This window comes from Streptomyces scopuliridis (genome assembly GCF_042790125.1).
GTDB lineage: Bacteria > Actinomycetota > Actinomycetes > Streptomycetales > Streptomycetaceae > Streptomyces > Streptomyces scopuliridis_A.
Genome location: NZ_JBHTZS010000049.1, coordinates 20,998 through 32,953 on the forward strand (window position 1 = coordinate 20,998; position 11,956 = coordinate 32,953).

Sequence of the window (11,956 nt, forward strand, 5' to 3'; positions counted from 1 at the left end):
CGTGGTCCGGGCCCCGCGCGCTTTTCCAGTAGCCTCCGGCGTCATGGACAGTCAGGGCGGAATCACCGTGCGGCGGGCCCTTGAGCTGCCCGGGCTCCGGGCCGGCCTGCCCGAGGTCGTCGCCTGCGCGGACCGGCTGGACCGTACGGTGCGCTGGGTGCACGCGGGCGAGGTGCCGTACATCGCGTCCCTGCTCAAGGGCGGCGAGCTGCTGCTCACCACGGGGCTCGGGCTGGGCAGCCGCCCGGCCGAGCAGCGGGTCTTCGTCCGCGGGCTCGCCGAGCGCGGGATCGCGGCGCTGGTGGTGGAGCTGGGGTCCCGGTTCGAGCGGCTGCCCGCGACGATCGTGGAGACGGCGCGGGCGGCCGGGCTGCCGCTGGTGCAGCTGCACCGCGAGGTGCCGTTCGTCTCGGTGACCGAAGAGGTGCACACCGAGATCGTGAACGGCCATTACGCGCTGCTGCGGCAGGCCGAGGAGGTCCACCGGCGGTGCACGGAGGCGCTGCTCGACGGGGGCGGGGTGCCGCGGGTGCTCCGCATCCTCGCGGATTTCTCCGGCAATCCGGTCTTCCTGGAGACGGCGGAGGGACGTCTGCTGTACGCGGCGGCCCCGGGCGCGGGTCCGGCCGCCGCCGATCCGCTCCAGATCTGGGAGGGGCTGCGCGGTCAGCGGGCGGCGCGCGCGGCGGGACCGCCCGCCGGGGCGGTGCTGGTGGATGTGCCCGGCGGCGGGCACGGCACCGGCGCGGTACGGGCGCGGCTGGTGCTGCCCGCCGTTTCCACGCCACCGCTGCCGGTCCACCGGCTGGCGGCCGAGCGCGCGGCGGACATCCTGGCGGTGGTCCTGATGCAGGCCCGTCAGGAGGAGGAGCTCGCGGCGCGGGGCCGTGGCGACTTTCTGACAGATCTCGCGGAGGGCCGGATCCTCGCCGAGGACGCGCCCGCGCAGGCGAAGGTGCTCGGCTTCAAGCCGGGCGAGGGGCCGCTGCTGCCGGTGGTGATGCGGCTGGCCCCCGAGTCGGCCCCGTCCGGCCCGTCCGGCAACTGGGCGCTGCTGGCCAGGGCCGTGCTGGAGGAACTGTCGTCGGTGGGCGTGCCGGTGCTGCTGGGCGTACGGCCCGTGGAGGGGCGGGTTCCGCTGCTGCTCGGGCTGCGCACCGAGTCCGAGCGTACGGCGGTGGCCGACCGGGTGTCGACGGCGCTGCGCGCGGGCGTGGAGCGGGCCGGACTGGAGCGTCCCGGGGCGCAGCCGCCGGTGGTGGTGGTCGGTGTCGCGGGCGGCTGGGCGGCGGCGAGCGCGGGGCTGCGGCACGCGGCGGAGACCGCGACGGCGGCCCAGGGGCTGCCGGGCCGCGCCTGGTACGACGCACGCCGGCTGGATATCGATCTGCTGCTGTGGCGGCTGCGTGAACATCCCGATCTGGCGGCCTTCGTGGACCGCGCGATCGGTCCGCTGCGCGCGCACGACCGGACCTCACGCCCCGCGCTGCTGCCGACCCTTGAGGTCTATCTCGCCCACGCGGGCCGTAAGGCGGAGACGGCGCGCGAGCTGCATCTCAACCGCCAGACGCTCTACAACCGGCTGGCGCGGATCGCGGAACTGCTCGGCACGGACCTGGACGATCCGCAGACGGTGCTGGCCCTGAGCCTGGCGCTGCGGGCGAGACGCCACACGCTCTGACGCGGCCGGGCCCCATGTCCTGTCCGGCGGATCCGGCTCAGTGGGACCGCGGGGGCTGCGTCAATTCGTCATAAACACTGAGCACTTGCGCGATGGTCTCGTCCTCCGTCGGCCAGCTCGTCGCCTGCGCCCGGCCCGCCGCGGCGAGTTCCTGGCGGCGCTCGGGATCGGCGAGGAGTCGTATCACCGCGTCCGCGAGGGCCGCGGCGTCGCCGTACGGTACGAGTTCCGCCGCGTCGCCGACCAGTTCAGGAACGGCGCCGACCGCCGTGGCGACCAGCGGCACCCCGAGCCGCAGTGCCTCCTGCGCGAGCACGGAGCGGGCCTCCCAGCGGCTGGGCAGCAGGGCGACATCGGCGGCGGCGAGGAGTTCGGAGATGTCGTCGCGGCGGCCGATGAGCCGCACGGGCAACTCGGCGTTCTCGATACGGCGCTGGAGCCTGGCGCGCTCCCGGCCCTCGCCCGCGATGACGACCAGCGGCATGGGGTCGAGACGACGCCAGGTCCTGGCCGCGTCCAGCAGCGTGTCGTATCCCTTGTCCGGTACGAGACTTCCGACGGCCATCAGCAACGGGCGCTCGACCGCGCCGAGTTCGGCGCGCGACTTGTTCTCGCGACCATCGGCGGGCCAGTGGGGCGCGGGCAGCGCGGCCGGCGCGAGCCGGGCGTCGCGGGCTCCCCGCTCCCGGGCCCGGTCGACGAGTTCCGAGGAGGCCCCGAGCACAACGGCCGCCGCTCTGGCGGCCCTTCGTTCCATCAGGCGCAGCAGCCCACCGCGTGCTCCTTCGGCGTGCGCGCGGGTGTGCCAGGTGACGACCAGCGGCACGCGCAGTCCGCCGAGCGCGAGCGCGGTCCGTACGGCGGCGTGCACGCCGTGCGCGTGCACCACGTCCGCGCCGGCGCAGGCCGCCCGCAGGGCCGCGACGGCCTGCGGATCACTGCGCCGGGGTACGGGTACGTGCTGCGCCCCGGCGCCGCGGAAGTCGTAGACATGGTCGAGTTCGGCGGGGGCGCACACCGTCACCCGCACTCCCCTGGCGGCCAGACCGGCCGCCAACGAGCGTACGTGCGCGCTGCTGCCCGCACTGCCGCCGCCAAGTACCTGGACCGTACGCAGCTGTGTCACGTGGTCAAGGCTCCTGGATCGGGAATGGGGGACGGAGGAACGGTCGCGATGCCGGGAGCGGCGCGGCCCGGACACCCGAAAGTCGCTGCGCCAAGGATGCCAGTCCGTACGCACGTTCCGGCACCGGCGGTGCGTCGTTCGTGTGTCCGGCGCGTCAACTCGCCACCCATATCACTCACATGAGTGAGGCCCCGCGCCGCCCGCCCCGGTCACCGTACGCCGTCGCGACGACAACGCCCAGCGCGCGCACGGCCGGCCCGGCGCGGGCGGGCCGGCCCGGCCGTTGCCGACAGGCCCTAGCCGCCGGAGGCGGCGCCCCGCGCCGTGGCGAGCAGTTCCTCCGCGTGTGCGCGCGCCGTTTCCGAGTCCTCCTGGCCCGCCAGCATCCGCGACAACTCCCGTACCCGGTCCTCGCCTTCCAGGACCGTCACCCCGGAGCGCGTCACCGAGCCGTCCACCGTCTTCTCGACCAGCAGCTGGCGGTCGGCGAAGGCCGCGACCTGGGGAAGGTGTGTGACCACGACCACCTGCGCCGAGGTGGCCAGCTTCGCCAGCCGGCGGCCGACCTCGACCGCCGCCTTGCCGCCGACGCCCGCGTCCACTTCGTCGAAGAGGTACGTCGGCACCGGGTCGGAGCCCGCGAAGACCACTTCCACCGCGAGCATCACCCGCGACAGCTCACCACCGGACGCGCCCTTGGCGATCGGCCGGGGCTGGGCGCCCGGGTGGGGGGCCAGCAGGAGTTCGACCTCGTCGACGCCGTGCGGCCCGTACACCACCGAGCGCCCGCCGACCTCGACTCCGTCCGCCTCGTCGGCGGACTCGGTCTGGCGGATGTCGAACGATACGCGCGCGTGCGGCATGGCGAGCGAGGCTAGCTCCGCCGTGACGGCCCGCGCGAAGAGCGCCGCCGCCGCCGTGCGCGCGTCGGTCAGCGCCTGCGCGAGCACGGACAGCTCGGAGCGCAGCGCGTCACGCTCGGCCGTCAGCTCGCCGATCCGTTCGTCGTCGCCCTCCAGCTCGGTCAGCCGCGCGCTGCCCTCCTCGGCCCAGGCCAGGACGGTGGCGATGTCCTGGCCGTACTTGCGGGTCAGCCCGGTGAGCGCGGCCCTGCGCTCCTCCACGGCGGCCAGCCGCAGCGGATCGGCGTCCAGATTGTCCGCGTATCCGGCGAGTTCACCGGCCACGTCCGCCAGCAGGATGGAGATCTCGCCCATCCGCTCGGCGAGCCCGGCCAGCGCGGGGTCGTGGGACCGTACGGCCTCCAGCGCCCGGCCCGCGCCCCCGACCAGGGTCGTCGCGTCGACGCCCTCCGGGTCCTCGGGGTTGCCGGCGAGCGCGGCATGCGCGACGGAGGCCGCGGACGCGAGCGCTTCCGCGTGGCCGAGACGCTCGGCCTCCGCGGCGAGTTCGGTGTCCTCCCCCGCCCTCGGCTCGACCGCCCCGATCTCGTTCAGCCCGAAGCGCAGCAGATCGGCCTCCTGGGCGCGCTCACGGGCCCGGGTGGTCAGCTCGTCCAGCTCCGAGGCGACGGCGCGCAGCCTGCGGTACGCCTCCGTGTAGGCGGCGTACGGGACGGCGACCGCGTCGCCCGCGTACCGGTCGAGCGCCTTGCGCTGCCGCGCGGGCCGCAGCAGCCCCTGCTGGTCGGTCTGGCCGTGCACGGCCACCAGGTCGTCCGCCAGCTCGCCCAGGACGCCCACGGGCACGGAACGCCCGCCGAGATGGGCGCGCGAGCGCCCCTCGGCGGAGACGGTTCTGCTGATGAGCAGCGTCCCGTCCTCCAGCTCCGCCCCCGCCTCCTCGGCGCGCAGCGTCGCCGGCGCACCGGCGTCGAGGGTGATCCGCCCCTCCACGACCGCCGACTTCGCGCCGATCCGCACGAGGGCGGGATCGGCGCGTCCGCCGAGCAGCAGTCCAAGACTGGTGACGACCATGGTCTTGCCCGCGCCGGTCTCACCGGTCACCGCCGTGAAGCCGGGTGACAGCTCGACGACCGCGTCGTCGATGACCCCGAGCGACCGTATCCGCATCTCCTCCAACACGGTCATGACCATACGAGGTCCGGGAGGCCGCGCGCGACGGACCCCACCCCCGATTCCCTCGACCGGGCAGTGTCCGGGCGGCACACGTCCTGAACGATACGTACCGGTTCCACCCGGAAACACCCCTATGTCTTATCGATGGTGCCGCCGGCCGGTCCGGTCAGTGCGGCGCCCCGCGCCAGCCGGACACCGGGAGGGCGAACTTGGCCACCAGCCGGTCGGTGAACGAGGCGTGATGCAGCCGCGCCAGCCGTACGGGGACGGCCCCGCGCCGCACCTCCACCCTCGCTCCCGGCGGCAGCTCCACGGTCCTGCGCCCGTCGCACCAGAGCACCCCGTGCGGGGTGTTCGCCTGCACCTCCACCGCCAGCACCGTGGTCGGCGAGGTCACCAGCGGCTTCGCGAAGAGCGCGTGCGCGCTGATCGGCACCATCAGCAGCGCCTCGACCTCCGGCCAGACGACCGGGCCGCCGGCCGAGAAGGCGTACGCCGTCGAGCCGGTGGGGGTGGCGCAGACGATCCCGTCGCAGCCGAACGCGGTGACCGGCCGCCCGTCGATCTCCAGGACGACTTCGAGCATCCGCTCCGGTGAGACCTTCTGCACGGCCGCCTCGTTGAGCGCCCAGTCCCGGTGGACGACATCGCCGTTGCTGCGCACGACGACATCGATGGTCATCCGCTCCTCGACCTCGTAGGAACGCGTGACGACGCGGTTGACGACCTTGTCCAGATCGTCACGTTCCGCCTCGGCGAGAAAGCCGACCCTGCCCAGATTGACCCCGAGCATCGGGACGCCCGAGGCCCGCGCGAACGCGGCGCCGCGCAGCAGCGTGCCGTCCCCGCCGAGCACGATCAGCAGCTCGCAGCCGTCGAGCGCGGCGGGGGTCGCGTCGGGGACCGTCTCCACGGACTCCGGCAGCGGCAGATCGGCCGCCTCCGCCGCCAGCACCCGTACGCGGAGACCGCTGCGTACCAGTCCGTTCACGACCAGTTCCGCGCTGCGGATCGCCGCTGGTCTGCCGGTGTGGGCCAGCAGGAATACGGTGCGTTCTGCGTTCGACGTCAACGGGGTCCCTCCGCCACTGCGCGGTCGACATCGGCCGGATCCAGCTCGGGCGCTCCGGCCCTGAGCCACAGAAAATACTCAACATTTCCGGAGGGCCCCGGCAGCGGACTGGCGGTGACTCCCCTGACCCCGAGGCCGAGTTCAGCGGCGCGCCCGGCCACGGTCCGTACGGCCTCGGCGCGCAACTCCGGGCTGCGTACGACCCCTCCGCTGCCCAGCCGCTCCTTGCCCACCTCGAACTGCGGCTTCACCATCAGTACGAGATCGGCGTCCGGAGCCGCGCAGCGCACCAGCGCGGGCAGCACCACCCCCAGCGGAATGAACGACAGATCCCCCACGATCAGATCCACGGGCTCCCCTTCGATCGCTTCGAGCGTCAACTCACGTACGTTCGTACGATCCTTGACGGTGACGCGTTCATCGCTCCGCAGCGACCAGGCGAGTTGGCCGTAACCGACGTCCACCGCGACGACATGGCCGACCCCGGCCCGCAGCAGGACATCCGTGAAACCACCGGTGGACGCGCCCGCGTCGAGCGCCCGCCGGCCGGCGACCTCAAGGCCGAGCGGTACGAAGGCGGCCAGCGCTCCGGCGAGTTTGTGCCCGCCGCGCGAGACGTAGTCGGGATCGCCGTCGTCCTCGGTGACGACGACGGCGGCGCTGGTCTCCACCTGGGTGGCGGGTTTGGTCGCGGTGGTGCCGCCGACGGTCACCCGGCCCGCGGCGATCAGCTGGCTCGCGTGCTCGCGCGAGCGCGCGAGGTTACGGCGTACCAGCTCGGCATCGAGACGGCGGCGTGCCAGTCCAGCCACGTTCGGTTCAGCTCCTGTGGTCGTACGCGGGAGAAGTCAGCGGGGCGTCGGCTGCCCCCGGGGGCCCTGCGCGTCGAGCGCGGTCAGTGCGTCGCGCAAGCCCCTGTGTACATCCTCGTACACCTCGACATGGCCGTCCGCAGGGAGGTGGTCGGCGTCCGCGAGCCGGGTCAGCAGCGCGTCCACCCGGGCGTCGCCGGTCGGGACCCGCTCCAGGCCGAGGGGCCGGGGCGCCGCGGCGTCGGGGGCGCCGGGGCCGGCCGGGGCGGTCTCCCGTTCCGGCTCCCGCTCGGGCCGTTCCTCGTACCGTTCTCCGGGCCGTTCCCCAGGCCGTTCCTCGTACCGTTCCCCAGGCCGTTCCGCGGGCCGCTGCCCGGTCTCCTGCCCGGCCGGGCCCGCCATCGAGTCGCTCATGCCCAGACGCTACCGCGAAGCACTGCGGTACCGTCGATCGCGATGGCGACGACGGAGGAGTGCCGCAGCGCACTCGACAAGCTCTCTGACAATCTGGCGCAGGCGGACGGAAAGGTCCGCACCGCGGCCGGGTTCGACCGTTCACTCAGCTGCCACATCACGGATCTGGACGTCACGTTCACCGGTCGGCTGGTGGACGGCCGGATCGTGGTGACCGACAGCGTGGAGGGACCACCACGGGAGAAGGCCGAGATCAGACTCGCCATGACGGGCGACGACCTGGTGGCGCTGGTTGACGGCGAACTGAACTTCGCCCGTGCCTGGGGTTCGGGCCGGGTCAGGCTGGAGGCCGGTTTCCGCGATCTGCTGCGGCTGCGATCGCTGCTCTGAGGGATCCGCGCCAGGCCCTGTTCACTTCTCCGACGGCACAGGCACAGGCACGGGTACGGGTACGGGTACGGATGCCGGTTCGGGCCGCCGCGCCCGCCGCCCAGCCGGCACCACCAGCGGCGTACCGGTCTCCGGATCGTCGATGACCTGACAGCGCAGCCCGAACACCTCCTCCACCCGCTCCGCCGTGACGACGTCCGCCGGGGTGCCCTCGGCCACGATCCGCCCGTCGCGCATCGCGATGAGATGGGTGGCGTACCGGGCCGCGTGGTTGAGGTCGTGCAGGACGGCGACGAGCGTGCGGCCCTGTGTCTCGTGCAGCTCGGCGCAGAGGTCGAGCACATCGATCTGGTGCTGGATGTCGAGGAAGGTGGTCGGCTCGTCCAGCAGCAGCAGCGGCGTCTGCTGGGCGAGTGCCATCGCGATCCAGACCCGCTGGCGCTGACCGCCGGACAGTTCGTCGACATAGCGACCGGCGAGCTCACCGACGCCGGTCGCCGCCATCGATTCCTCGACAATCCGCTCGTCCTCCGGCGACCACTGACGCAGCAGCCCCTGGTGCGGATAGCGCCCGCGCGCCACCAGATCGGCGACCGTGATGCCATCGGGCGCGATGGACGACTGCGGCAGCAGCCCCAGGGTCCTGGCGACCTTCTTGGCGGGCAGGGAGTGGATGGCCGCACCGTCGAGCATGACGCGCCCCTCGGACGGCTTGAGCATCCGCGAAAGCGCCCGCAGCAGAGTCGACTTGCCGCAGGCGTTCGGTCCCACGATCACCGTGAACGACTGGTCGGGGATCGCGACCGACAGTTCGCGGGCGATGATCCGCTGGTCGTAGCCGAGGGTCACCGATTCCGCGGTGAGGCGCTGCATCGTCATCAGGTTAGGTTAGCCTACCCTCGCAACCGATCTCCTTGAGGGAAAGGCGAAGAGGCTCATGACCGACGCCCCCTTCCAGTTCTTCACCGCCGAGGTGCTCCGCACGGAGCGCGTCACCCCGTCGATGGCCCGGGTCGTCCTCGGCGGCCCGGACCTGGCCCGTATGGCCACGGCAGGGCGCGACCAGCGCGTCAAACTGTTCCTGCCGCAGCCGGGCGAGCGCGCACCGGTCATGCCGGACCCGGCGCGAGCCGACTGGTACGACGCCTGGCGCGAACTCGATCCGGACATACGCGGCATCATGCGTACCTACACCGTGCGCGAACTGCGCCGGGACCCGCACGAGTTGGTCATCGACTTCGCCCTCCACGGCACGGAGGGCGGCGGCCAGAGGAACGGCCAGGGCAACGGCGAAGGCGGTGACGGCAGTTGTGGTGGTGGTACGGGCGTGGACGCAGCGTCAGGACCCGCCACCCGCTGGGCGCGAGCGGCGCGGCCAGGCGTCCGGATCTCCGTACTGGCACCGGTCGACGAGGAGAACGGCGGCTATGACTTCCGGCCCCCGGACGGCACCGACTGGATCCTGCTGACCGCCGACGCCTCAGCCCTGCCCGCCGTCGCCGGGATCCTGGAAACCCTGCCGCCCGGCATGCCGGCCCGGGTCTGGATCGAAGTCCATGACCCGGCCGACCGCCAGGAACTCCCCACCAAGGCCGACGCCGAGATCGTCTGGCTGACCAACGACCGCCACACACCGCCCGCCACCGCGGACGCAATCCGCGCCGCCGCGCTGCCCGGGGGCACCCCGTACGCCTGGATCGCCGGTGAGTCGGCGACGGTGAAGGCCGTACGCCGCCATCTCGTCGGCGAGCGCGGCTTCGACCGCAAAGCCGTCACCTTCACCGGCTACTGGCGCCGGGGCGCCTCCGAGGACCATCTGCTGGGCGCCGGGGAGGAAGCGTAGCCACCCACCCGTCGGGCTACAGACCGAGCTTGGCCAGCGCCTTGCCCGCGTCCAGCGTGCAGGACCCGTCACCCGCGTCCGTCCAGGCCGCCGCGCACAGCGCGCGCAACCCGTCCAGCGCCGCGCCGTCCCCGTCGAGCACCAGCGCGCCACCGCGGGCGTACGCGGTCCACCCACCGCACCCGAAGGTCCCGGTGGCACCGGTGGCTCCCTTGGCACCGGTGCCACTGGTGCCACTGATGACTTCACTGACTTCGGTGACTTCGGGCTGACCGGTCAGCAATCCGCGCAAATCGGCGTCCACATACGTCGGCCGGTGCGGGGGCCCAGCGGTCAGCAGTTCCGCCGCGTCCGTCACACCGGTCAGGACGAGCAGCGAGTCGACCCCGCCGTTGAACGCCCCCTCGATGTCCGTATCCAGCCGGTCCCCGACGACCAGCGCACGCTTCGCCCCGGTCCGCAGGATCGTCTCGCGGTGCATCGGGGGCAGCGGCTTGCCCGCGACCTGCGGCTCGGCGCCCGTCGCGATCCGTACGACCTCGACCGCCGCGCCATTGCCCGGCATGATCCCCCGCGCGCTCGGAATCGTCAGATCCGTATTGGACGCGAACCACGGCACGCCGCGGTTGATCGCGTAGCACGCCTCGGCGAACCGCCCCCAGGCCAGATCCGGTCCCCCGTACCCCTGCACCACGGCGGCCGGATCGTCGTCGGCCGACTCCACCGGTTCGAGGCCGCGCTCGCGCAGCGCGATCCGCAGCCCGTCCCCGCCGATGACCAGCACTCTGGACCCCTGCGGCAGCTGCTCGGCGATCAGCCGGGACACCGCCTGCGCCGAGGTGATCACATCCGCGGGGTCGGCGGGCACACCGAGCTCCGTCAGATGCGCGGCGACGGTGTCCGGCGGACGGAGGGCGTTATTGGTGACATACGCGAGCCGCATCCCCGCGTCCCGGGCCGTGTTGAGCGACTCGACCGCGTACGCGATGGCCTCCCCGCCCGCGTACACGACCCCGTCGAGGTCGAGCAGCGCCGTGTCGTACGCCTCGTTCAGCGCGGTCGTACTCCCGCTCGGCCTGGTCCTGCTCCGCTGGCTCATCCGTCTTACGCTCCTCGATCGGGTCATCCCCCCGATCATCGCTCATCCCCGTACCGCACATACGATGCCCGCATGAACACAACAGGTCCGGCAGCGAAGGGGCTGCGGCTGATCCCGTTCCGCGGACTCCGCTACGTCCCCGAGCGGATCGGCAGCCTCTCCGCGGTGACCTCGCCGCCGTACGACGTGGTCGTCAGGCCGGACGGGCTGCACCATCTGGAGTCGGCGGATCCGCACAACATCGTCCGGCTGATCCTGCCCCAGGCCGCCACCCCCGCGGACCGCCACCGGCAGGCGGCGGCGACGCTGGAGGAGTGGCTGTCGGAAGGCGTTCTCGCCCCGGACGCGGAGCCCGCGCTGTACGTGTACGAGCAGCGCAGGGGCGAGACGCTCCAGCGCGGGATCATCGGGGCCCTGGCGCTCTCCGCCCCGGAGGACGGCATCGTGCTGCCCCACGAGGACGTGATGCCGGATGTCGTGGCGGACCGCGCGGCCCTGATGCGCACGACCGCGGCGAATCTGGAACCGCTGCTGCTGACCTACCGGCAGGGGGACGGGACGAGCGGCGCGGCGGCTGTCATCGAGCGCACCATCAGCCGCTCTCCGCTCCTCGCCACCACCACGGAGGACGGTTTCAGCCACCGGCTGTGGTCGGTCACCGACCCCGGGGACCTCGCGCGGATCACCGATGACCTCGCCCACCACCAGGCGCTGATCGCCGACGGCCATCACCGCTGGGCGACGTATCTGCGGCTCCGGGACGAGCACCCGGTCGACGGGCCCTGGGGCTACGGTCTGGTGCTGCTGATCGACACAGCCCGCTACCCCCTCCAGGTCCGTTCCATCCACCGGCTGCTGCACGGGCTGCCCGTCGGCCGGGCGGTGGCGGCGCTCGCGGGCTCCTTCCGGATCCGTACGGTCGACGGGCCGCTGCCCGGGGCCCTTGACGCGCTGGCCGAAGCCGCCGCCTCGGGAAACGCGTTCCTGCTCGCCGGGGACGGCCGGTTCCACCTGGTCGACCGGCCGGACCCGAGCCTGCTCGCGCGTACGGTCCCGGCCGACCGCCCGGCGGCCTGGCGGCACCTGGACGCGACGGTCCTCCATGCCACGCTGCTCGACCACATCTGGCGAATCCCGGACGCCCCGGAGCACATCGCCTACATCCATGACACCGAGGCGGCCGTCAGCAAGGCGGAACACGACGGCAGCACGGCGGTCCTGATGCACCCGGTACGCGAGGACGTCGTACGGGAGCTGGCGCTCCAGGGCGTCACGATGCCGCGCAAGTCGACGTCCTTCGGACCGAAGCCGGCGACGGGGCTGGTGCTGCGGAGCCTGGCCCTCGGCTGACGTCTTACACACGTGTGGGCGGCACCCCGGCCGGGGTGCCGCCCACAAGTTTGGTCACACAGCCCATGTAGCGGCGGGGCTTGTCGGGGGGGTAGATCCCCGCCCCGGGCCGGATGTCGGGGGCGGTGTG

11 protein-coding genes are annotated in these 11,956 nt (G+C 73.0%); 4 read left to right on the top strand and 7 right to left on the bottom strand.

The window, feature by feature from the left end; all coding sequences use genetic code 11:
* Positions 1-43 precede the first annotated feature (43 nt).
* A complete protein-coding gene (locus ACFRKB_RS37195) occupies positions 44-1,681 on the top strand; it encodes a PucR family transcriptional regulator (protein ID WP_383111025.1) in 1,638 nt (545 codons plus the stop codon).
* Between the two features lie 37 nt (positions 1,682-1,718).
* Here the strand turns inward: ACFRKB_RS37195 and ACFRKB_RS37200 are convergent, their stop codons facing one another.
* The 5 genes from ACFRKB_RS37200 to ACFRKB_RS37220 form a co-directional block, all read right to left on the bottom strand.
* Entirely contained in the window at positions 1,719-2,807 is a 1,089-nt protein-coding gene (locus ACFRKB_RS37200) for a glycosyltransferase family 4 protein (protein ID WP_383111026.1), read from the bottom strand.
* Positions 2,808-3,103: 296 nt separating this feature from the next.
* A complete protein-coding gene (gene recN / locus ACFRKB_RS37205; protein WP_383111027.1) occupies positions 3,104-4,858 on the bottom strand; it encodes a DNA repair protein RecN in 1,755 nt (584 codons plus the stop codon).
* Positions 4,859-5,012: 154 nt separating this feature from the next.
* Complete coding sequence (locus ACFRKB_RS37210) at positions 5,013-5,918, bottom strand: NAD kinase (protein ID WP_383111028.1); 906 nt, start codon at positions 5,916-5,918, stop codon at positions 5,013-5,015.
* Positions 5,915-6,730, bottom strand: coding sequence for a TlyA family RNA methyltransferase (locus ACFRKB_RS37215; RefSeq protein WP_365977632.1), 816 nt, complete (start codon positions 6,728-6,730; stop codon positions 5,915-5,917). The genes ACFRKB_RS37210 and ACFRKB_RS37215 overlap by 4 nt, the downstream gene beginning before the upstream one ends.
* 36 nt (positions 6,731-6,766) lie before the next feature.
* Positions 6,767-7,144, bottom strand: coding sequence for a hypothetical protein (locus ACFRKB_RS37220; protein ID WP_383111029.1), 378 nt, complete (start codon positions 7,142-7,144; stop codon positions 6,767-6,769).
* Positions 7,145-7,186: 42 nt separating this feature from the next.
* Here ACFRKB_RS37220 and ACFRKB_RS37225 point away from each other — a divergent pair, with 42 nt between their 5' ends.
* Positions 7,187-7,534: an SCP2 sterol-binding domain-containing protein gene (locus ACFRKB_RS37225; protein ID WP_030354904.1), complete on the top strand. Its 348-nt coding sequence runs from the start codon at positions 7,187-7,189 to the stop codon at positions 7,532-7,534.
* 21 nt (positions 7,535-7,555) lie between these two features.
* Here ACFRKB_RS37225 and ACFRKB_RS37230 read toward each other — a convergent pair whose 3' ends face one another.
* Positions 7,556-8,407 carry an ABC transporter ATP-binding protein gene (locus ACFRKB_RS37230; protein WP_383111036.1) on the bottom strand — a complete coding sequence of 284 codons (852 nt, stop codon included), beginning with the start codon at positions 8,405-8,407 and terminating at the stop codon, positions 7,556-7,558.
* Positions 8,408-8,471: 64 nt separating this feature from the next.
* Between ACFRKB_RS37230 and ACFRKB_RS37235 the strand changes: the two genes are divergently transcribed.
* On the top strand, positions 8,472-9,377 hold the full coding sequence (locus tag ACFRKB_RS37235) for a siderophore-interacting protein (RefSeq protein WP_383111030.1): 906 nt from the start codon (positions 8,472-8,474) through the stop codon (positions 9,375-9,377).
* 16 nt (positions 9,378-9,393) lie between these two features.
* On the opposite strand, the gene ACFRKB_RS37240 is transcribed toward ACFRKB_RS37235, so the two are convergent.
* Positions 9,394-10,476 (bottom strand): HAD-IIA family hydrolase, encoded by a 1,083-nt coding sequence (locus tag ACFRKB_RS37240; protein WP_383111031.1) that lies wholly within the window; start codon positions 10,474-10,476, stop codon positions 9,394-9,396.
* 72 nt (positions 10,477-10,548) lie between these two features.
* Here ACFRKB_RS37240 and ACFRKB_RS37245 point away from each other — a divergent pair, with 72 nt between their 5' ends.
* Positions 10,549-11,826: a DUF1015 domain-containing protein gene (locus tag ACFRKB_RS37245; RefSeq protein WP_383111032.1), complete on the top strand. Its 1,278-nt coding sequence runs from the start codon at positions 10,549-10,551 to the stop codon at positions 11,824-11,826.
* Positions 11,827-11,956: the final 130 nt, after the last annotated feature.